Annotated in this window: 22 protein-coding genes; 4 read left to right on the forward strand and 18 right to left on the reverse strand. The window is 54.6% G+C overall.

Annotated features, from left to right (window positions below; translation table 11 throughout):
• Positions 1-3: 3 nt before the first annotated feature.
• The 3 genes from xdhB to uraH are packed head-to-tail and all read right to left on the reverse strand — an operon-like array spanning position 4 to position 4,259.
• On the reverse strand, positions 4-2,412 hold the full coding sequence (gene xdhB / locus P8T57_RS07170; protein WP_341365014.1) for a xanthine dehydrogenase molybdopterin binding subunit: 2,409 nt from the start codon (positions 2,410-2,412) through the stop codon (positions 4-6).
• Positions 2,405-3,898 (reverse strand): xanthine dehydrogenase small subunit, encoded by a 1,494-nt coding sequence (gene xdhA, locus P8T57_RS07175; protein ID WP_341365015.1) that lies wholly within the window; start codon positions 3,896-3,898, stop codon positions 2,405-2,407. The genes xdhB and xdhA overlap by 8 nt, the downstream gene beginning before the upstream one ends.
• Positions 3,899-3,905: 7 nt before the next feature.
• Positions 3,906-4,259, reverse strand: coding sequence for a hydroxyisourate hydrolase (uraH, locus tag P8T57_RS07180; protein WP_341365016.1), 354 nt, complete (start codon positions 4,257-4,259; stop codon positions 3,906-3,908).
• A gap of 421 nt (positions 4,260-4,680) precedes the next feature.
• Here uraH and puuE point away from each other — a divergent pair, with 421 nt between their 5' ends.
• The 4 genes from puuE to P8T57_RS07200 are packed head-to-tail and all read left to right on the forward strand — an operon-like array spanning position 4,681 to position 7,762.
• Positions 4,681-5,601 carry an allantoinase PuuE gene (puuE, locus tag P8T57_RS07185; RefSeq protein ID WP_037987644.1) on the forward strand — a complete coding sequence of 307 codons (921 nt, stop codon included), beginning with the start codon at positions 4,681-4,683 and terminating at the stop codon, positions 5,599-5,601.
• Between the two features lie 24 nt (positions 5,602-5,625).
• Positions 5,626-6,162, forward strand: coding sequence for a 2-oxo-4-hydroxy-4-carboxy-5-ureidoimidazoline decarboxylase (uraD, locus tag P8T57_RS07190; protein ID WP_341365017.1), 537 nt, complete (start codon positions 5,626-5,628; stop codon positions 6,160-6,162).
• Between the two features lie 51 nt (positions 6,163-6,213).
• Entirely contained in the window at positions 6,214-7,245 is a 1,032-nt protein-coding gene (alc, locus tag P8T57_RS07195) for an allantoicase (RefSeq protein WP_341365018.1), read from the forward strand.
• 4 nt (positions 7,246-7,249) lie between these two features.
• Entirely contained in the window at positions 7,250-7,762 is a 513-nt protein-coding gene (locus tag P8T57_RS07200) for an ureidoglycolate lyase (protein ID WP_341365019.1), read from the forward strand.
• 39 nt (positions 7,763-7,801) lie between these two features.
• Here P8T57_RS07200 and P8T57_RS07205 read toward each other — a convergent pair whose 3' ends face one another.
• From P8T57_RS07205 to P8T57_RS07275, 15 genes are all read right to left on the reverse strand, one after another.
• Positions 7,802-8,479: an HAD-IA family hydrolase gene (locus P8T57_RS07205; protein WP_341365020.1), complete on the reverse strand. Its 678-nt coding sequence runs from the start codon at positions 8,477-8,479 to the stop codon at positions 7,802-7,804.
• On the reverse strand, positions 8,476-9,150 hold the full coding sequence (locus P8T57_RS07210) for a tetratricopeptide repeat protein (protein ID WP_341365021.1): 675 nt from the start codon (positions 9,148-9,150) through the stop codon (positions 8,476-8,478). Before P8T57_RS07210 ends, P8T57_RS07205 begins: the two co-directional genes overlap by 4 nt.
• Before the next feature lie 158 nt (positions 9,151-9,308).
• Positions 9,309-11,015 carry a hypothetical protein gene (locus P8T57_RS07215; RefSeq protein ID WP_341365022.1) on the reverse strand — a complete coding sequence of 569 codons (1,707 nt, stop codon included), beginning with the start codon at positions 11,013-11,015 and terminating at the stop codon, positions 9,309-9,311.
• 143 nt (positions 11,016-11,158) lie between these two features.
• Positions 11,159-11,941 carry a succinate dehydrogenase iron-sulfur subunit gene (locus tag P8T57_RS07220; protein WP_063092548.1) on the reverse strand — a complete coding sequence of 261 codons (783 nt, stop codon included), beginning with the start codon at positions 11,939-11,941 and terminating at the stop codon, positions 11,159-11,161.
• Positions 11,942-11,966: 25 nt separating this feature from the next.
• The gene (sdhA, locus tag P8T57_RS07225; protein ID WP_063092547.1) at positions 11,967-13,763 is read right to left on the reverse strand and encodes a succinate dehydrogenase flavoprotein subunit; all 1,797 of its coding nucleotides are present in this window, start codon (positions 13,761-13,763) and stop codon (positions 11,967-11,969) included.
• 4 nt (positions 13,764-13,767) lie between these two features.
• Positions 13,768-14,151 (reverse strand): succinate dehydrogenase, hydrophobic membrane anchor protein, encoded by a 384-nt coding sequence (gene sdhD / locus P8T57_RS07230; protein ID WP_007088830.1) that lies wholly within the window; start codon positions 14,149-14,151, stop codon positions 13,768-13,770.
• A 27-nt stretch (positions 14,152-14,178) separates the two neighbouring features.
• On the reverse strand, positions 14,179-14,559 hold the full coding sequence (sdhC, locus tag P8T57_RS07235) for a succinate dehydrogenase, cytochrome b556 subunit (RefSeq protein ID WP_007088829.1): 381 nt from the start codon (positions 14,557-14,559) through the stop codon (positions 14,179-14,181).
• Positions 14,560-14,831: 272 nt separating this feature from the next.
• Complete coding sequence (locus P8T57_RS07240) at positions 14,832-15,884, reverse strand: MaoC family dehydratase (protein WP_037987640.1); 1,053 nt, start codon at positions 15,882-15,884, stop codon at positions 14,832-14,834.
• An 85-nt stretch (positions 15,885-15,969) separates the two neighbouring features.
• A complete protein-coding gene (locus P8T57_RS07245; protein WP_341365023.1) occupies positions 15,970-16,848 on the reverse strand; it encodes a CoA ester lyase in 879 nt (292 codons plus the stop codon).
• Between the two features lie 144 nt (positions 16,849-16,992).
• Complete coding sequence (locus P8T57_RS07250) at positions 16,993-17,886, reverse strand: HlyD family secretion protein (protein ID WP_341365024.1); 894 nt, start codon at positions 17,884-17,886, stop codon at positions 16,993-16,995.
• 8 nt (positions 17,887-17,894) lie between these two features.
• Positions 17,895-18,098, reverse strand: coding sequence for a DUF1656 domain-containing protein (locus P8T57_RS07255; RefSeq protein WP_007088825.1), 204 nt, complete (start codon positions 18,096-18,098; stop codon positions 17,895-17,897).
• A complete protein-coding gene (locus P8T57_RS07260; protein WP_341365025.1) occupies positions 18,095-20,188 on the reverse strand; it encodes an FUSC family protein in 2,094 nt (697 codons plus the stop codon). Before P8T57_RS07260 ends, P8T57_RS07255 begins: the two co-directional genes overlap by 4 nt.
• Before the next feature lie 15 nt (positions 20,189-20,203).
• Positions 20,204-20,662 (reverse strand): MarR family transcriptional regulator, encoded by a 459-nt coding sequence (locus P8T57_RS07265; protein WP_341365026.1) that lies wholly within the window; start codon positions 20,660-20,662, stop codon positions 20,204-20,206.
• Between the two features lie 141 nt (positions 20,663-20,803).
• Positions 20,804-21,934 (reverse strand): serine hydrolase domain-containing protein, encoded by a 1,131-nt coding sequence (locus P8T57_RS07270; RefSeq protein WP_341365027.1) that lies wholly within the window; start codon positions 21,932-21,934, stop codon positions 20,804-20,806.
• Positions 21,935-21,996: 62 nt separating this feature from the next.
• Complete coding sequence (locus P8T57_RS07275) at positions 21,997-22,329, reverse strand: hypothetical protein (protein WP_341365028.1); 333 nt, start codon at positions 22,327-22,329, stop codon at positions 21,997-21,999.
• Positions 22,330-22,350 lie beyond the last annotated feature (21 nt).

Consider the following 22,350-nt stretch of genomic DNA (forward strand, 5'->3'; position numbering starts at 1 on the left):
ATGCTATTCCCCCGCCGCCGGAACCGCATCATGACTTTGGGCGATCATGCCCTTTGCCACATTTGCGACCGCATTCAGGACGGCTTCGGGCGTTGCCGGCGCATCGAGCATCGGGATCACCTTGTAATTCCCGACCGATGCAATCGCATCAGCAATTGCGCGATGCACTGAAATCGCCAGCATCAGGGGCGGCTCACCAACCGCCTTGGATCTGTGGATGGTTTTTTCAACATTTCTTCCGGATGACCACAACTCAAGCCGGAAATCATCCGGACGATCCGAACATGCGGGAATTTTATAGGTGGACGGCGCATGCGTGCGCAAACGACCTGCATCATCCCACCACAATTCCTCAGATGTCAGCCATCCCATCCCTTGAATAAAGCCGCCTTCGATCTGCCCCCGGTCAATCGCCGGGTTCAACGACCGGCCGACATCGTGGCTGATATCAACGCGGGTCACCTTGTATTCACCGGTCAGGGTATCGATCATCACCTCGGAACAGGCCATGCCATAGGCGAAGTAATAGAACGGCCGACCCGATGCGGTTTCACGGTCATAATGGATTTTCGGTGTCGCATAATAGCCCGTTGCCGAAAGCGAAACACGCGCCAGATAAGCCTGTTTGACCAGATCGGCAAATTCCAGTTCGGCAACATCACCAACAATCACCCGGCCCGGGACAAAGCGAATGGCGGCCTCGGCCACACCGTATTTTTCAGCCGCAAATGCAATCAGGCGGGATTTGATTGTCATTGCGGCATCGCGCGCTGCCATGCCGTTCATATCCGCCCCGCTTGATGCCGCGGTTGCCGATGTGTTGGGAACCTTGCCGGTATTGGTTGCCGTGATTTTGATCCGGTCCAGATCAATCTGGAATTCTTCGGCCACAACCTGGGCGACCTTGATAAACAGGCCCTGCCCCATTTCCGTCCCGCCATGGTTCAGATGCACCGATCCGTCCTGATAAATATGGATCAATGCGCCTGCCTGATTCAGGAAGGTCGTGGTAAAGGAAATGCCGAACTTGACCGGCGTGATCGAAAGTCCGCGCTTGATCACCGGGCTTTCGTCGTTAAACGCATCTATTTCTTTGCGGCGCTTGCGATAATCGCAAGATGCCAGAATGTCGTCCGTCAGTTCCGGAAGGACATTATCCTCGACCGTCATGTGATAGGGCGTCGTGTTGCGGTCCGTCGTGCCGTAATAATTGGCGATCCGCACATCAAGCGGATCACAGCCAATCGTCATGGCGATTTCATCAATAATCCGTTCAATTGCCACCATGCCCTGCGGCCCGCCAAATCCGCGAAAGGCGGTATTGGACACCAGATTGGTTTTGCAGCGATAGGACCGGATTTCGACATCGCCAAGGAAATAGGCATTGTCGGTATGGAACATCGCCCGATCACAAATGGCGGCGGACAGATCGGCCGAGAAACCGCAATTGGCGGCATATTGAATATCCAGCCCGCAAATCCGGCCGTCATCATCAAAGCCGACATCATATTCGACAATAAAGTCATGGCGTTTGCCGGTCATGACCATGTCATCATCTCGATCCAGACGCATTTTTGCCGGACGCCCGGTTTTGACCGCAACAATCGCGGCCAATGCCGCCCATTGCGATGCCTGGGTTTCCTTGCCGCCAAAACCACCGCCCATACGGCGAACTTCGACCGTTACGGCATTGGCCGGACGACCAAGGACATTGGCGATATTGTGCTGCACTTCGGAAGGATGCTGGGTCGAGCAATGCAAAAGCACGTCACCGTCTTCCTGCGGGATGGCAAAGGTGATCTGTCCTTCAAGATAGAAATGATCCTGCCCGCCGATTTCCATCACCCCGCACCGGCGATGCTTGGCACGTGCCAGTGCCGATTTGGCATCGCCCTGCGCCATGACATGGGGCGGTGCAACGAATTGCTGTTTTTCCAGTGCTTCCTTAACGCTTAGGATCGCGGGCAATTCTTCATATTCGATCTCGGCCAGCTTGACGGCATTGCGTGCCTGTTCGCGGGTTTCGGCGGCAACACAGAAAACCGGCTGACCGTAAAACTTAACAATCCCGTCGGGCAGAACCGGATCATCATGGCTATGAGCGGGTGACACGTCATTGACACCGGGCACATCATCCGCCGTCAGGACACACACCACACCGGGGGCGGATCGCACCTTTGACAGATCCATTTTCGTGATTCTGCCATGTGCGATGGTTGCTGCACCGGGTGCCAGATGAAGGGTGCCGAACGGTTCAAGAATATCGTCGACATAAACCGCTTCGCCCGCGACATGTTTCGGACCACTGTCGTGCTTGCTGGCGGATCGGACCCCACCTGAAAGCCCCGGTGTCGGCGCCAGAAGTTCGTCCGGGTCTTTGGTATCGATGGTTTTGGATGCGTTGTCAGACATAGGCAGCCTCCCTGCCAACCAGACGGGTGGCAATTTCAGGTGCCGTTGTTTCGATAAACAGTTTGGTCAGAAGGTTCTGCGCGACCAGCATGCGGTATTCTTTTGATGCCCGCATATCCGACATCGGTGCAAAATCCCTGGTCAAAGCCAGTTGCGCCGCACTCAGGCTGGCCTCGTTCCAGTCCTTGCCGATCAGGGCCGCCTCGCACTTTTTGGCCCGCATCGGTGTTCCAGCCATGCCACCAAATGCCGCCCGGAATTCGACCACCTTGCCGCCATCAATCCGAATGGCAAAGGCCGCAAGAACCGCCGTAATGTCCTGATCAAACCGCTTGGAAATCTTGTAGGCCTTGAACTGCACCCCGGCGGCTGGTTTCGGAACGATGATGCTTTCAACGAACTCGCCCTTGGCCCGGTCCTGCTTGCCATAGGTGATAAAGAAATCTTCAAGGGCGACTTCGCGCCGGAAATCCCCCATGCGCAGAACAATCCGCGCACCCAGCGCAATCAGGGCCGGTGGTGTATCGCCAATCGGCGATCCATTGGCGATATTACCACCAACCGTCCCCGCGTTGCGGATTTGCCGTGACCCGATCCGGCGAACCAGTTCCCCGACATCACCGGCAATCATGCCAAGCGCAGCATGAGCATCGCTATAAGTCACACCGGCACCGATGGTCAGAGCACCGTCCTTTTCGCGGACCGATTTAAGATCGGCGACATCCCCGATATAAATGATCGGATCAATCCGCTTGAGCATCTTGGTCACCCAAAGCCCGACATCCGTTCCGCCCGCCAGCACCGTCGCATCGGGATGGGCCACCAAAAGTGCGGCCAGTTCATCGCTGCTGCGCGGGGCGAAGTAACGACCCACCGGCGTTTCGAGTGCCAGCATGCCTGCACCTTCGATCATCGCGGTCAATCGGGTCGTGATATCGGAACGGCGTTTTTGTTCGACCGGATCGGTTGCGCTTATGCCACCGGCCTTGCGGGCGGCTTCGATGATCGGTCCATAACCGGTGCAACGGCAAAGGTTCCCGGCAAGGGCGTCATTGATGGCACCCCGGTCATCCTCGCCCCCATCCAGCCAAAGCTGATAGAGGCTCATGACAAAACCCGGCGTACAGAAACCGCATTGCGACCCATGGGTTTCTACCATGGCCTGCTGCACCGGATGAAGGCTGCCGTCATCGGATTTAAGATGTTCCACAGTCAGAAGCTGCTTGCCATCAAGGGTCGGCATAAACTGGATACAGGCATTGACCGTCCGGTAACGCATGCTGCCCATTCCATCCGGTTCGCCCAGAATAACCGTGCAGGCACCACAATCGCCCTCGGCACAGCCTTCTTTCGTCCCGGTCTTGCGCTCGTTTAAGCGCAGCCAGCTCAAAACCGTCATTTGCGGATCGATATCGCGCAGGCGACGTTCCTCGTTTCCGAACAAGAACCGGATATCATCGCGTGTATCAAGGGCCGGTTTGGTCATGATGGCCTCAGCTGCCACGATAGGTGGAATAGCCAAACGGCGAAAGCAGCAGCGGCACATGATAATGTGCCTGCGCATCTGAAATACCGAACCGGATTACGACCTGATCAAGGAATTTCGGCTCCGGCAGATCAAGACCGATGGCGTCGAAATACGCCCCGGCATGAAAGACAAGCTGATACTCGCCCGGCTTGAACGAGGCACCATCAAGCATTGGCACATCGGTTCGCCCGTCGGCATTGGTTACGGCTTCGGCGACCAGATCATCATGGCCGTCACCAAAACGGTGCAGCTCGATCCGGATGCCGCCCGCCGGGCAACCTTTTGCCGTATCTAGAACATGGGTAGTCAGTCGTCCCATGCCGGGCCTCCTCTTTTCTCTCTCATGCGGTGGTCAGTCGCTTCTTCCCTGGTCGGCTTTTCTGATTGATCGTTTTATGCCGAACGAATTTATAGCGTTTCAAAAAGGTCGCATTAGGACACGGATCGTGGAAAGAGGCGATAAAGTGAAACTATATCAATAATTCTTTGAAAAACGATTGCCATAGCTTCGTGCAGAATACTATCAAAGTCGGATCAAAAGCTTTTAAAAGCCAATAAAAAACCGGCCAAAGCGATTTCCCGTCCAGGAACATTATCAAAGTCAGATTGATAGTGCGGCATTATCATCCACCAACCAGCGCGCAGGAGTTCTTCCTTGCTGCGCTTCGACCTATGGTTAATGCTACACCAAACAGCCCGCATGACAAAGCCGGGCGTTGCGATATCAGGAGAGGCCAAAGATGACCGAACAGAATTATGCACGCGACCTGATTGGCTATGGCCCCAATCCGCCAAAGGCCAACTGGCCGGGCAAGGCCCGTGTTGCGGTGCAGTTCGTGCTGAATTACGAGGAAGGCGGTGAAAACTGCGTTCTGCACGGGGATCGCGCGTCAGAATCCTTCCTGTCGGAAATCATCGGTGCCGACATGCGCGAAGGCGTTCGCCATATGAGCATGGAGTCGATTTACGAATATGGTTCGCGCGTTGGTGTCTGGCGGATCCTGAACCTGTTTCGCGAACGGCAAATTCCGATCACCATCTTTGCCGTTGCCATGGCACTGGCCCGCCACCCGAAGGTTGGCGAAGTCGCGATGCGCGATGGTCATGAAATCTGTTCACATGGTTATCGCTGGATCGATTACCAATATTTCCCCGAAGAACTTGAACGCGAACACCTGCACAAAGCCATCGACATCATCAAGGATGTGACGGGCGAACGCCCGCTTGGCTGGTATACAGGCCGCACAAGCCCTAACACCCGGCGGCTTGTCGCCGAAGAAGGCGGCTTCCTGTATGACGCGGATGATTACAGCGATGAACTGCCTTTCTGGTCGACACAGACAGAAACCCCGCATCTGATCGTGCCCTATACGCTTGATGTCAACGACATGCGCTTTGCCGCCATGCAGGGCTTCAATTCCGGCGAACAATATTTTCAATATCTGAAAGACAGTTTTGATACGCTTTACGAAGAAGGTGCTGAAACCCCGCGGATGCTATCGGTCGGTTTGCATTGCCGTCTTGTCGGCCGTCCGGGTCGGTTTGCAGCCCTGAAACGCTTTGTCGATTATGTTCGTGGTCATGATGATGTCTGGTTCGCACGTCGCATCGATATTGCGCGTCACTGGCGTGAACATCATCCGTTCACCGAAAACCAATAACCATGAAGAAAAACAAGAACTGAAATGGCCGATATGACCGAACCTGCAAAATCATTGTTCGAAACCCGACCACCCAGCACATTGGCACAAAGCGCCTTTGTCTCGCTGTATGGCGGGGTTTACGAACATTCGCCCTGGATCGCTGAACAGTTATATGATCGCGGCATCACGCCCGCCCTTGATACCCCTGATGCACTCGCCGATGCCATGGCAGCCGTGGTAAATGGCGCGGTTGATGGTGACAAACTGACACTGCTTCGCGCCCACCCTGATCTTGCTGGCAAGCTTGCATTGGCGGAACTCACGCATTCCTCGCAGAATGAGCAAACCGGTGCCGGGCTTGATCAATGCACGCCCGATGAACTTGCCCGTTTTACGCAATTGAATGACGACTACAAAAAGAAGTTCGGTTTCCCGTTCATCTTTGCGGTCAAAGGGTTCCATCGGACCGACATCCTGAACGCATTCGAACGCCGCGTTAAGAACGATGTCGAAACCGAATTTAACGAGGCCATCAATCAGGTACACCGTATCGCCAAGCTGCGCCTCGAAGCCCTTTGATCACCAATGACCGGCCCGAACAAAATAACCAATAATCAGGATCTAGAAACCATGAGCCACCACACAAACCATGATGCCCCGGAATTTACCCGGCGTTTTGTCAACCTGGCCGACGAACGTCTGGGCGCAGAAGCAATCTTTGCGACCGATGATTTCTTTGCCGACAAGCAACGCATGTTGCAAACCGCCGATGCCATTTTTTATCCGGATAAATATGATGACAATGGCAAGTGGATGGATGGCTGGGAAAGCCGCCGGAAACGTGTGGAAGGTCATGATTACTGTGTGGTACGGCTGGCAACATCGGGCCGGATTTACGGTGTCGATATCGATACCAGCCACTTCACCGGCAACTTCCCGCCCGCCGCATCGCTTGAGGCATGCTATTGCCCGGATGGTGATCCCGCCGAAGATGCGACCTGGATCGAAATCGTTGCCCCGATCGGGTTACGTGCCGGTGTCGGCGCAGAAGCCCACCATTATGCTGACGTCACGGCAGAGGGCGTTTTCACCCATGTCCGCCTGCATATCTATCCCGATGGCGGCATTGCCCGTCTGCGCGTTTATGGCTGCCCGGATCGGGACTGGTCAAAAATGGCAAGCAGTGCCGATCAGGTTGATCTGGCGGCCATGATCAATGGTGGCGTGGTCCTGACATGGTCGGATGCCCATTATGGCAACCCGAATGCCATTCTGGCCCCGGGCAGAGGCATCAATATGGGTGATGGCTGGGAAACACGGCGCCGCCGCGAACCCGGCAACGAGTGGCTTATCGTTGAGCTCGGCCATCCTGGCGAGATCGAGAAAATCATCGTCGATACCTGCCACTTCAAGGGCAACTATCCCGACCGGGTTTCCATTCAGGCCGCCTATGTGGATGGTGAAAAGGATAAGTCGCTGCGCGCACGTTCGATGTTCTGGCAAACCATTTTGCCTGAACAGAAAATGCAGGCCGACCATATCCACGAATTTGATGCGTCGGTCATCGCCAAGCTCGGCCCGGTATCGCATTTGCGCGTCAATTCCATTCCAGATGGCGGGATCAGCCGCCTGCGCATTCTTGGCAAGCCGGCAAAGCGATAAGACTATGAAACTGAAAGTCGAACCGCTAACCCCCGCGGCTTTTGCCCCGTTTGGCGAGGTGATATCCACCGCCACCGCGCGGGACGAATATAAAATCAATCTGGGCACAACAACGCGGTTTCACGACATATCGCGCGTTGATGTCGGGGACGAAGGTGGCACACCAATCATCAGCATTTTTCGCGGCACACCGCGCCCGATGCCGATTGAAATCAAAATGATGGAACGCCATCCACTGGGCTCCCAGGCGTTCGTGCCTCTAAGCGGTCAGAAGTTCCTGATTGTTGTGGCAGAGGGTTCAGACACCCCTGCTCCCGAAAATCTGCGCGCCTTTATCTCGGACGGGTCGCAGGGTGTGACTTATGCCAAGAATGTCTGGCACCACCCGCTTCTGGTGCTTGAACCAGAAAGTGACTTTCTGATCGTGGATCGCAGCGGCCCGGGCAACAACCTGAACGAAATTGATCTGCCGATGGTTGATGATACGCCTGTAACGCTTGACTGGCCCCAGACCTGAGAAAACGATCACAAGACATTGCACCCTGATCAATTGCGATCAGGGTCGTTTTGCCAGTCCCTGATTGCCAAGATACCGGTGCAGTTCGCTGGCATCACCGACAACATCCTCGGCACCGGCCTGCATCAACATTTCGGCATCTTGCGGATTTCGATGGCCGCCACCAAGAAAGCCGACGGATCGCATCCCGGCCGCCCCGGCGGCAATAATCCCGGCGGGGCTGTCTTCGATCACAAGGCAGCTTTCCGGTTTGGAACCGCATTCCCGCGCTGCATGCAGGAAGATATCCGGGGCCGGTTTGCCATTTGCCACTTCCTCGACCGAGAAAATCCGCGCCTCGAAGAAATCAAGCAAACCGGTATTTCCAAGACAGGTATCAAGGCGTGCCAAATCACTGCCCGATGCAACGCAAACCGGCACATCAAGTGATTTCAGAACCGCGTCAATGCCACCAATCGCCCGCAGATCCGTTTCAAAAAGACTTCCGAGCAGATCTTCACATTCTTTCTGATACTGCACGGCGTCAATCGCGGTTGCGTGATCATTATTCAGGCAGTCGACCATCCCGGCATAGGACACACCGCCAAAACGGCGCGCCAGGTCATCCGATGAGACTTCAATGCCATAGCCTGCAAGTATCTGAACATCGACGGCAAACGACAGCACTTCGCTATCGATCAGCACCCCATCGCAATCAAAGATGACAAGATTGATCATTGTGTTGCCGCGCCGCCACCGAGATCAAGGGCGAGCAACCGTTTCTGGATTTCCTGTGACAGCACCGCACTTGGCTGCGCCTCAAGGGCGCGCTGATAAGCCGCGCGTGCCATTTCGGTTTTGCCCATCGCAAGAGCATTGTCGGCAAAATGCGCAAGATGTTCAGCCGTCGGCATTGCCTTGTTTACAGCCACAAATATCTCTTCTGCTTCCTGATATTTGCCCTGCTTATAAAGCACCAGCCCGTAAGTATCGAGCGCACCGGGATCATCGGGTGCAACCTGCAAGGCACGCTTGATCAGACGTTCTGCTTCACCCAAATTTTCACCGCGAACCGCATAATGGAAGGCAAGCCAGTTCGCCGCACCGGCATTCCCCGCATTCGATGCCTGCGTTGCTTCTGCCAGCATGGTGTTGCGATAGGTTTCCATCACCGCCTTGATGGCATCGCTGTCAAGACCATCAACCCATGTCAGACCGACACGGACCGCCTTGCATCCCTTGCCACCCTTTTCCTGACAAAGGGCAACGGCTTCTTCCACCGCGCCCAGAACGGTCGCGCTCGGCCCGGCGGCATATTCAACCCCGGCATCGTCACGCGATAGCGCCTTGAAATCGATCATCGCCCGGTATCGTTCGTCAACCGGCTTTTCCGCAGGGCTTGCGAACATATCCTGGGGCTCCCATTTCGCAGAGGTATCGCCGCAGGCCGCCAGCGTTAGAAGGGCCAGGCCCGCAATGAGATGATGTGTCCGGATCAACAAAGCAGTCATTCCCTGATGCTGTTTCATGTGATGACAAAGCATAGCCTGTCCCGATTAGACAGGCGTTAACGATACTGGCCCCACTGCACCTCACCGATCAAAAGATCGGAATAGCGGGGCGAAACCGCTTTAAAATTACCATCGGCAAGATCACGCAACATTGCCGCATGGTCGATTTCGTTCTGGCCATGGAAGAAACTGGTCACAATCTGCCAATCATCATCCGCGACCTCATAACGATAGATATCAACATAATCACGCGCCGTGAAAAAGGCTGCTTCTTCCATTCCATCGCCGTCAAGATCGACCAGCAACAATGCGCACTGATCCGGGGTTGCTGTGCCTAAACCTCCCTTGCGACAGAAGCGGCGATCATATTCAAGCTGTGCTTCAAGCAATCTGGTTACGGCTTCCCCAGGCACGCGATATTCCGCAGGATAAAGCGGAATATTGTCAATTTCGACCATCATCCGTCCGGCATCAGGATCGATATAGCTGCGCAGTTCGGCAAGTGGCGGCACCTTGTCGGGTTTTGCCGCGTCAAGTTCAGCAAGTGCCTTTTCGCCCGGCATTCCAAGATTTCGGGCAATGAAAGAAAGGTCAGCCTTGTCCCAGTCTGCCATCGACAAAAGACGGCTTTGCTGATTTCGCGCCGAAATGCTGACCGGGTCAAGCAACGGCAGATGTATGATAAAGGCCGTCAGGGTCCCGCAAATGGCAATATGACCAAAAGCCCGGCGCAACGATACCGGGGTTGACTGGCGACGGCCAAATGCCGCCACCGAAAGCCATATCGTCGCCATCAAGACAAATACCGCCGCCCAGATCGCATAAATCCGCGATGGGGTCAGGCCGTATTCACGCACCCGGATATAAATCGTTGCCATCGCAATCAGGGCAAAAATCGGTGCCATCCACAATGTAAAGCGAAAGACACGATCACCGATCCGGCCAAACAAGGTTACACCTTCGCCTGCCTGCACCGCCCCAAACAGTAGGTAGCTTAACCCTGCTGCGGCGGCCATCACGGTCCACCAGACACCAAATTCCTGATCCAGCAGAACTTCCCAGCCACCCAATGCCGCCGCAATCAGAAACAGGAAAAGCCCCAGAGCCTGAATCGGATAAAGAATGCGGAACATTCCGCCAATCACCTGGCGGACCGGGATCAGAAGCCCCGATTTTTCACGCGCAATGAGGATACCTGTGGCAAAAGCCGCCCCCGAAAGGGGCATCGCAACATACGCCTCACTGATCAGGTCCCAAATCTGGTCGATCCCCACCAGCATAAACAGCGAAGACAAGGCATAAAGAACGGGCCAGACGACACCAACCCCGACCAAACCAAATGCCAATGCCAGCTTGATTGACCAGATTTCGGGCACCAGTGCCGCCCGATCCGGATAGTTTGGTAAAACAGTCGTCTGCAACGGCCCCCATATCCGCCATATGGCGACAGCAAGCCCGACCCAAAACGCCTGACAGGCGAGCAAACCTAAAATGGCGACATCATCGGTATGATCGAACCCGACCAGATGCTGAAATGCCAGCACCTGAAGGGCTGCGAGGGTTGGTAAAACAAACGTCACCGCAAGATCATCACGCAGACGACACACGCCAATGGCAAACCAGCTGCAATAGGCCAGTGCGGCAATAAAGGTCATCAGACTCGCCAGAAGATAGTCATCCTCCCAGCGATAATCGATCAGATACCAGAATGCGAAGCCATATGCCGCGCCGCTAAGGGGGAACAGCCAATGCGCTTTTTTCATCGGTTTGCCTTTGCTCGTGCCCGATTGTTCGGGTCAGGTTGTCTTTATAAACAGTATTAAAACAGAAAAAGCCGCCGGGATCATCCGATCTCCGGCGGCTTTAACTTTTTGTCTTAAAAAGACTTTTTTATGGTCTAAGCCGATCAGGCGCGGCGTTCTGCGATCATCTTTTTGATTTCGGTGATCGCCAATGCCGGGTTCAGGCCTTTCGGGCAGGTATTGGTGCAGTTCATGATCGTGTGGCAACGATACAGGCGGAACGGATCTTCGAGCGCGTCGAGACGTTCACCGGTATATTCATCACGCGAGTCAGCCAGCCAACGATAAGCCTGCAACAGAACAGCCGGGCCGAGATAACGGTCGGAGTTCCACCAGTAAGACGGGCACGCGGTCGAGCAGGAGAAGCACAGGATGCATTCCCACAGACCGTCAAGCTTCGCGCGTTCTTCACGCGACTGCAGACGCTCGCCATCGGGCGGAGTCGGGCTATCGGCCTTCAGCCACGGCTCGATCGAGGCGAGCTGTGCATAAGGCTGCGACAAATCCGGCACCAGATCCTTGACCACCGGCATATGCGGCAGCGGATAGATTTTGACCTCGCCCTTGATGTCCTCGATCGGTTTCAGACACGCAAGCGTGTTGCGACCGTCGATATTCATCGCGCACGAACCGCAAATGCCTTCGCGACAAGAACGACGGAATGTCAGGGTCGCGTCGATCTCGTTCTTGATCTTGATCAGCGCATCAAGAACCATCGGACCGCACTTATCAAGGTCAATGTCGTAAGTATCGGTACGCGGGTTATCGCCACTGTCAGGATCATAACGATAGATCTTGAAGCTGCGGGTGTTTGTCGCGTCAGCCGGTGCAGAGAACGACTTGCCCTCTTTAACGACCGAATTGGCGGGAAGATTGAATTCTACCATCTCTCAAATCCTCTCTTGCCGCGCCTTAATAGACGCGCTCTTTCGGCTCGATATACGACACTTCATCGGTAAGGGTGAAGTTATTGACCGGACGATAGGTCAGATCAACGCCATACCCTTTGTCCCAATCGACAGTCGCAATCGTGTGCTTCATCCAGACTTCGTCATCACGCTTCGGATAATCCTCGTGGGCATGTGCCCCGCGTGATTCGTGACGGGCCTCGGCGGAATTCATGGTTGCAGCAGCGCAGACCATGAGGTTTTCGAGTTCCATCGTTTCGACGAGATCGGAGTTCCAGATCAGCGAACGATCCGACACGGCAACATCAGGAAGCGTTGCTGCGGTCGCGGAAAGCTTTTCGACACCTTCCTTGAGAATCTCGGCAGTACGGAACACGCCGCAATTGCCCTGCATGACGCGCTGCATTTCCAGACGGATTTCGGCGGTCGGACGAGAACCCTTTGCCCAACGCAGACGGTCGAAACGTGCAATAGCCTCGTCGCCATCGGTGGTTTTGAGTTCCTTGTAGGATGCCTTGGCATCGACGACTTCGGCGGCGTGCAAGCCACATGCACGACCAAAAACAACAAGGTCGAGCAACGAGTTGGTGCCAAGACGGTTTGCACCGTGGACCGACACGCAGGCCGCTTCGCCGGCCGCCATCAGACCCGGAACGATTGCGTTCGGGTTATCCGCGGTCGGACGCAGGACTTCGCCCTTATAGTTGGTCGGAATGCCGCCCATGTTGTAATGAACCGTCGGCAGGACCGGGATCGGTTCCTTGGTCGCATCAACACCGGCAAAGATTTTTGCGGTTTCGGTAATACCCGGCAGACGTTCCCACAGCACTTCCGAACCAAGATGTTCAAGGTGCAGGTGGATGTATTCACCGTGTTCGCCAACACCGCGACCATCACGGATTTCCTGTGCCATACCGCGCGAAACGACGTCACGTGACGCAAGGTCCTTAACGGTCGGTGCGTAACGTTCCATGAAACGTTCGCCTTCGGAGTTGGTCAGATAACCGCCCTCGCCACGCGCACCTTCGGTGATCAGGCAGCCAGAACCGTAAATGCCGGTCGGGTGGAACTGAACGAATTCCATGTCCTGAAGACCAAGGCCTGCACGTGCGACCATGCCATGACCGTCACCGGTGCAGGTATGGGCCGAAGTGCAGCTAAAGAATGCGCGACCATAACCGCCCGACGCCAGAATGGTCATCTTGGCGTTGAAACGATGGATTTCACCGGTATCAAGATCCCAGGCGACCAGACCTTTGCACGACCCGTCGTCACCCATGATCAGATCAAGGGCGATATATTCGACAAAGAATTCGGCTTTGTGTTTCAGGCACTGCTGATACAGGGTGTGCAGCATGGCATGACCGGTACGGTCAGCCGCGGCACAGGCACGTTCGACCGGCGCTTTACCGTGGTCACGGGTATGACCACCGAACGGACGCTGATAGATTTTACCATCTTCGGTCCGCGAGAACGGCATGCCGTAATGTTCAAGTTCATGAACAGCCGGAACAGCGTTACGGCACATATATTCGATCGCGTCCTGGTCACCAAGCCAGTCGGAGCCCTTGACGGTGTCATACATATGCCACTGCCAGTGATCTTCGGACATGTTGCCAAGTGATGCACCAATGCCGCCCTGCGCCGCAACGGTGTGCGAGCGGGTCGGGAAGACCTTGGTGATACAGGCGGTTTTCAGTCCGGCTTCGACCGTACCAAGCGTCGCACGAAGACCGGCGCCGCCTGCGCCCATAACAACGACGTCGTAGTTATGGTCGATAATTTTATATGATTCGCTCATTGGTTCAGGCTCCGGCAAAAACGATACGCATGACCGACACGATGGCAGCAACCGACAGGAATGCGGCCACAGCCTTGATCAGGAACAGCGATACGATTTCTGCTTTACGGTTGTGCACATAATCCTCGATCACGACCTGAAGGCCATGCGTGAAGTGCACAGAAACACTGATGATCATCAGGATCATCATGGTCGAATGGAAATACGAGCTCAGCCAATCACGGACTGCATCATAGTCGGCCGTATGGCCAGACAGAATCGATATGATGAACCAGATGCCGAGCGGAAGGTTTGCGACAGCGGTAACGCGCTGGGTCCACCAGTGCGACGAGCCACTTTTAGCAGAACCGAGGCCGCGAACACGGCCCAGATCGGATTGCATTTTCATGACAGGTTTGTCCCCTCTTGCCCGGCCTTAGGCCAGACCGATAATCCAGGTAAGAATGGTCAGCACGATTGCCGCGCCAAAGACGATCGGGTTGCCTTTTCTGGCGCCCTCATTCGTCAGGCCGCGACCGGTATCCCAGACAAGGTGCCGGACACCGTTGCAAGCATGGTAATAAAATGCCGCCGTCCAACCGAACAGCAGCAGCAGACCAAACCACGAGGTGAAAAATGCGTGATAGCCGTCAAATGCATCACGACCAGCGCCGGCACCAATCAGCCAGGACGCCAGAAATACGAAACCAATGGCAAGACCGACACCCATCGCACGGAACGAAATGGACATCTTGGCTGCCATCGGAAGCCGGTACACCTGCAAGTGCGGAGACAGCGGCCGATTGGCTTTGCTCATAGCGGATTTGCCTCTTCTCAAAGTAGCTGGCGGGAAAGCAGGGTTTATTTACCCATGCAACGGGTTTGAGTCAATCTAGACACCTTTGAAATCCAAAGAAATCCGCGACCAAATTCCGTTTTCGCCTCGGTTAAACTACGTAGTTGACCTCTCTTGTGCCGTCTACGACCCGCGGGAAGGGCCAAGGGTTTCCCCTTAATGCAGAAAACGGCGTAACGTGCATTTAGCAATCGCACAATTAGACCTTAATACGCAAGACTGCACCTGCCAGATTATCTGGGAATTAAAACGGTATAATCAAAGTCCAGAAGAACGCCGGAGTCATATTTTCCTTCTGCGTCACGTAACGGGAAGTCAGATGCCTGCCGATCGCGCACCGCAACAAGACGCAAACGAAGCGCACCGATGTCTCGTCGCCCCGGAATTTCAAACTTGTCCAGAACCTCGGACCAGGCAAATACCGTATCGCCGGCAAAAGCCGGATTAACATGCGCACCGGCATTAATCGCAGCAATACGAAAACCGTTGCCAAGCCCGTTAAAGGACAATGCACGTGCCAGTGAAATGATGTGCCCACCATAAATCAGCCGCTTGCCAAACCGCCCGGCACCTGCCGCAACCTGATCAAAGTGAACCTTGGCTGTATTCTGGTAAAGACGGGTTGCGATCTGGTGTTCGGCTTCTTCGATGGTCATGCCATCGATATGATCGATTTTTTCGCCAATCGCATATTCACCCCAACGATGGGATGCCCCGGCCAGCTCAAAATCATAGGCCGACAGATCAAGGCTTTTGGGGATCTGCAATGCCTCTGGCGCAACGACGCCTGGCAATTCAGGAATGACTGTTTCAGGTGCCCGGGCACTTTCATCATGTTTGCGCACCATGACCCAGCGATTGTAATCCAGCACCATCTCGCCGCGCTGATTACGACCGATGGAATTGACGTAAACCACACCGCTCTTGCCGTTCGAGTTTTCCTTAAGCCCGATCACGGTCGATACCGTACTGACCGTATCGCCAGGATAGACCGGCGCGCCAAACACGCCGCCCGCATAACCAAGATTGGCAACCGCATTCAACGACACATCTGGCACGGTTTTGCCAAATACCATATGAAACGCCAGAAAATCATCCACAGGCGCGCGATCAAACCCGATCCGCCGGGCAAATTCATCAGATGACTGCACCGCAAAACGGGAACCATAAAGCCCGGTATAAAGTGCGACATCACCGGTCGTGATCGTGCGCGGTGTTGCGTGGCGCATTTCCTGACCGATGCGGAAATCCTCAAAGTAATTTCCTGGATTTGTTTTCGATGCCATGGTGCCTCCCTGCATGTATGGCGCTTGGTCTGACAAAATGGAATGCCGATGCTTTTCGCGCTTTTTATCCAGCTATGTGCGGGGCTTAAACCGCGTCCATTTCCGCAATCTGATCGGCCATTGCGACCAGACGCTTGGCCGAAACCACATGCAAATTCTCGATCAGCTTGCCATCGACCACGACAACACCTTTGCCCTCTTGTGCCGCTTCCTCATGGGCGGCAATGATTTTGCGTGCCCAGGCAATCTCGCTTTCGGCTGGGGCGAATGCGGTATTAGCAGCCGCAATGGTTTTGGGATGGATCAGCGTTTTGCCATCAAATCCCATTTCACGCCCCTGCTTACAGGATGCGGCGAAGCCATCATCGTCCGAAAGATCAAGATGAACGCCGTCAAGGATCGCAAGGCCATAGGCACGGGCCGCCAGCAGGCAAAGGCCAAGACTTGTCATCATTGGCAAACGATCAGGCGTATGAGCGCAGTTCAGATCCTTCGCCAGATCAGATGTCCCCATCACAAAACCGCCAAGGCGCGGATGAGCCCCTGCGATTTCCCTGGCATCAAGCATCGCAAGCGGCGTTTCCATCATGCACCAGATACGCATATCCGCATGCGCACCCTGCGCTTCCATGATGGTCGCAACCTGTCGGACCGTATCGGCACTTTCGACCTTTGGCAGCAAAATCGCGTCGGCCGATGTTTTGGCCGCAGCCACGATATCGGCATATCCCCACGGGGTATTTAACCCGTTGGCCCTGATCTGGATTTCACGTTTGCCATAACCACCTTCTGCCAGCGCGGCAACGATCTGATCGCGGGCAACATCCTTTGCGTCGGGTGCCACCGCATCCTCAAGATCAAGGATCAGGCCATCAGCAGGCAGACTGCGTCCCTTTTCCAGCGCCCGGGCATTGGAGCCCGGCATATAAAGAACACTGCGGCGTGGACGTGCGATTGCAGCCATCTGGCATCTCCCGTTTGATAATTTTTGTTCAATAATTATCGATATTGTTTCCGAAAATTACCGAAACTTGTTTTGCACTGCAAGCCATCTTTCGCGCTGCGGCATATTATTACCGATCAGAAAATGACCTAAAAATCCCATGCATCAAAGGCTCGGGAAAGTCGCACCACGTGCCTCCATCACCGTCACCGTCGCACTGCGCCCCGCAACCAGCCGGACATTTTCAGGGACGTTATCAAGCGAAACCCGCACCGGTACGCGCTGCGCCAGACGGACCCAGCTAAAGGTCGGTTTGACATTTGCAAGGTTCCCCCCTGCGCCCGACCGTTCACTATCCTGAATACCACCTGCGATGCTGACAACATGGCCGTAGATAGCGTTATCTTCACCCATCAAACGGACTTCGACCTGATCGCCGATTGCGATACGCGGCAGTTTGGTTTCTTCGAAATAACCCGCCACATAAAATGACTGGCTATCGACCAGGGCAGCAATCGCCTGCCCTGCACCAACATAGTTCCCCCGACGTAACGAGAAATTCGTCAGGATGCCATCAACCGGGGCAACAACCTTGGTACGTGCCAGATTCAAAACCGCAAGGTCAAGATCGGCCTTGGCCAGATCCATATCTGCCTGTGCGGTCGCGAGATTGGTCGCAACCTGTTCTTTTTTCTGACGCGAAACAACGTCGCTATCAAGCCCCCGGTAGCGTTTCACTTCACGCTTGGCCTGATCACGTGCGGCAATGGCACTTTCAAGCTTCGCCTGCGCCTGATCAACGGCCACCTGATAACGGGCGGGATCAATGGAAAACAGCAAATCCCCGGCATGAACAATCTGGTTGTCGGTGACATTTACCTCACTGACCAGCCCGGCGATGTCCGGCGCAATTGCCACAACGTCGGCACTGACCCGCCCATCCCGGGTCCAAGGAGAATTCATGTAGTAATCATAAAGCTGATAACCGCCAGCAGATGCCGCCAGAACAAGAACAAGCGTCACCAGAACGCGAAGGAAATTGGCAAAAGTCGGTTTCACATCGTCACCTATTGAACAAACAGAGCCGAAAGTGCCGTCAGGATCAGCACGAACAGGGCCAGATCCGTTAAAGCGGGATGCGCGGTTATCTTGTAAAAACCGATCCGCGCAAGGCCGACATGCAGCACTTTCAGGCAGAACCAGGCGCCAAGCGCCATTATCAGAAAGGCGGGTACAAACACGCCGTAAACATCGATCATCGGATTGATCATGCGGTTTCTCCGATCAGGGGTGGCAGATCGGAGACGAATGCCTTATCTGCCGAGCGATCCAGCACCGGTGCGCCCGCGCGGCATAAGGCACGGCGCAGCGCAATCAGAGGGATCAGCAATTTAGCGCGAAGCGGTGTGGGTGAAATTGCCACGACTTCACGCAGGATATTATCGACTTCATCAAGGATCACAGGATCGGGCAGTGCGCCAAAATCTCGACGGCGATTGTCAAAATGACGCGCCATGTTTCGCAAAACCACATCCAGTTTGGTCGCGATCCTTTGATCCGCCAGCGCCTTGAAACGATGCAGGTCATAAATGCTGGCAGCAATCGAGACCTCCGGCATTGACCGGATCAAAGTATCGCGATGGTCTGGTGCCAATGCCAATCTGGGCAAAATCAAACCCTGCCGATCCAGTAAACGGCGGATCATCACCATGCGCGGCAAACGGAGCGTCCCGCGCGCAATAGCACTAATGTCGCGCCAGTTTGACATCACCAGTCGCCGAATGCTGGCATCGACTGTCACGCTGCGCACAAAGGCCGTAACAAGTGCCGCGACAGCAAAACCGGCAAGCGATGCCAGACCGCTATCGAGCAGGGTGGCAAAGTCGCTGCTGTAACTGGTATCGACATTCAGGATCATCACGACATTGACCAGCATCGCCAGACCAAACCCGTATGTCTGCGGGGAAGTCATCAACACCCCCAGCAAAAGGAAATAGGGTGCAAACGCCATAACAAGAAGCGGGAAGCCATCAATGCCGGGCAGAATCGCAAGGCTGTAGATAATCACGACAACAATTGCCATCGCGGTATAACGGATGAAGCCCTTCAAGGCCGGAACCGGATTATCAAGGAACGACATGATACTGGCACCGACTGCTGCCATCATCGCCGCCGTCCCGCCTGCAGGCCATGCCGTCATGATCCAGAAACCGCATACAAGCAAGGTTGCAATCACCGCCGTCATACCGGACCGGAACGCAACACCGTAATCGCGATGCAAAGCCCGCTCCTGCGCGCTATCGCGCCAGCGATCCACGACGTCGACTGGAACATTGTCGACACGCACCCCATCCCACAATCGGCAGCAATCGGAATAAAAATTCAAAAGCCGATGCAGACGATTACAAAGATTAAGCTGCAACAGGCCATCCCATTCCGATGCATTCGAAAACTCGGCACCATATGCGGCAATTCGCGCATGAAGCGCCTGCGCTGACGAACCATCGTAGTGGCCGGTTGCCATATGGATCCCCACATCATCAAGAATGGCCCGCAAATCTTTGGGGATGCTCCCACTGTAATCGACAAGCGCGGTTATTCTGTCATGAACGGCGAAAAACACAGGCAGAAGAGCGGCTATCGCGCTTTGCAGGGCTTGCAATTGGCGGGTTCGCCCAGCAAATCGGGACTTTTCATATCCCAGATGAACAGAAAGCCCGTGCAATTCACCAATATCTGCCGCGATGCGTGTCCGGTCCTGATGCAATTTTTCAGGATCAGAACCAGCATCAAAGCTTAGCTTTGCCAGGTCGGCAATATCGCCCATCCAGCCATCAATCCGTGCCGCGACGACCGGGCCGACATGGCGTGGGAAAATGATATGACTGACCAGTGTGGCACAAATGATGCCAAGCGAAATTTCCTGGACGCGCGCAACGGCCGTATCAAAAATAATCCCGGGGTCCGTTACGCACGGAAAACCGACAATCGCCGCGGTATAGCCCGCCAGCATGAAAAGGTAGCTTTTGGGCGTCCGGTCCAGTCGGGAAAGATAAAGGCAGCCCCCAACCCAAAGTGCGAGCGCAAGCGATAGCAAAACCGGCGCATTCACAAGATTGGGCACCATTACAATCGCCGCAACCGCCCCAATGATCGTTCCGATCACACGATAAAGTGCCTTGGACGCCAGAACACCGGACAAAGGATGGGCAACGATATAGACCGTTGCCATCGCCCAGACAGGCCGATCAAGATCAAAGGCCAGCGCAATGAACAATGCAAGAACCGCCGCAGCAAACGTTTTTGCCGAAAACAGCCAGTCAGCACCTTTGGGACGCAGGGCAAGAATATTTGCAAACATCTTATTCCCCGCACCCTAAGCGTCGCCACCGCGTTGCGCCAGTTTGCCAAGCAATTGCTGCATGACATCAAGAGTGGTCGCAAGACTTTCGGGGTCGATATCGGCCGTGAGTTCGTTGCGGATATCGGCAAGAATGATCTCGATCTCGGCGGCTTTGTCTTTACCTGCTGCCGTTAGTGCAACCATTTTGGCGCGCCGGTCGCTCAGATCGCAAACACGCGAAATAAGTCCGTCGCGTTCTAGCACATCAATAACCCGCACAAGAGACGGGCCTTCGACGCCGATTTCATCCGCAATCAAACCCTGCCGTACGGGACCGGCAGCCCGATTGAGAACAATCAGGGGCATCACCATGGTTTGAGACAAGCCGTGCGATTGCAATGTGCTGTCGATCTCGCGACGCCAGCAACGCGCGACGCGCATCAACGTGCTTCCAAGACTCAGATAAGGGGTATCAAGATCATTGTTTTCCATGACGCAAAGCATAACAGAGAAATTAGATAGGATTCTAACTATTATAATCCTATCAGTTATGCGCTGTAAGCATAAATATCCTCCCGCATGCTCGCGATGAAAAATTAATCGATTAGTTTCAATTATTTAAATTGCACTGATCTATTGCGCCTTGCCAAACAGGCCCGACAACAGCAGGCCCGTTACAGGTAGCACCTCGTTCAACGCGCGCCCATTGGACAAGAAAACAATCGCGACATCCTGTTTGGGGAACCACGAAAATTCCGCAGAATAACCGAAATAAACCCCGTCATGCCCCCAAACAGGTCCCCAATCGGTTTTGCCGATCATCATGCCATAGCCATAGGAACCTTCGCCGGCGAACAATGTATCCGTCGTGGCCCGCTCCAGCGCGTTCGCGCCCAGCAAAATACCATCCGCAAACAGCGCCCGGCCAAATTTCAAAAGATCTTCTGCGGTTGAAATCACCCCGCCATCTGAAAGCTGATCGCCGACATCAAAATCGGTCACATCCTCAAGCTTGCCATCCCCATTGGCGTCATCAAAGCCGCGCGCAAGATCATCGGGGCGCGGATACCGGCCAAAGGATGTATTGCGCATTTCGGCTGGCTCAAAAATCCGTCGATTGAACACCGCTTCGATGTGATCGCCTTCGACCTGTTCTATCAGGACACCCAGCAGGATATAGTTGCTGTTGGACGGGTTATATTGGGTGCCGGGCTTGAAATGTGCTTCACGGCCCGCAATCAGCGGCAGCAATTCGCGATTACGCCATCCATGCTGGGGATCGCGCCCGACCAGCTCAAAGAAAAATTCCCCATCCAGATAATCGGGAATGCCTGAACTATTGCGCAAAAGATCACGAACGGTCGCAACATTGGCATTGGCAATCTTGTCGCGGAATTCCGCAGGAAGCCATTTGGCAATCGGATCGGAAAGGTCGATCCGCTTTTCAGATGCCAACTGCAACACAACCACCGCCGTCATCATTTTGGTCAGCGACCCGATATAGAATTGCCTTTCGCGCGTCATGCCTGTGTCGGGATTTACCGACGCATACCCGGTTGCGGCAAAGCGCATCTGACCGTCACCATAACCAATGCCGATTACTGCCCCCGGCAAACCGGCCTGCTCGACATATTGCCGCAAAAATTTGACAAGCGGCTCATCGGGCTCGTTTTTTTCCTCGGCATATGCCGCCGACGGCACCGATACTGCGACAAGCAGCAGAAATAATACCGGCACCAAACGCCGCCAAAACCCTGAAGTCACGACTTTGTCCCCACAAAACGTCAAATTTGGTGCCAGCATTGATGATATTGTTTATCGGCTGGTTAACCTGTTGATTGATCTATCTGTTTTATCCATGCGACCAGAGCAGCACGAAATTCCAAAGACGGGACCCAGACAATCTCTTCGCACTGCTCTTCATATGCCGGGGCAATTTCGCAAATTGCCGGACCCATTTTTAAGATATAGGCATTCATTGCCATCTCCCAATGGTCTTCACTGCCATTGATGATGGCATCAACCCGATCAAGCACGATTTGCGCCCATTCCGGCGCATTCTGAATATCCAGAACAAGACAGGCAGCGATGCGATCATGCCCTTCATCGCCAACAATCCTGCCGGGCCAATCGGGTACCATCATTTCACCGCCTGCCATTTTCAAGCCTCACATTTCACG

Source organism: Thalassospira sp. SN3W (assembly GCF_038070535.1).
In the GTDB taxonomy this organism is placed as follows: domain Bacteria; phylum Pseudomonadota; class Alphaproteobacteria; order Rhodospirillales; family Thalassospiraceae; genus Thalassospira; species Thalassospira xiamenensis.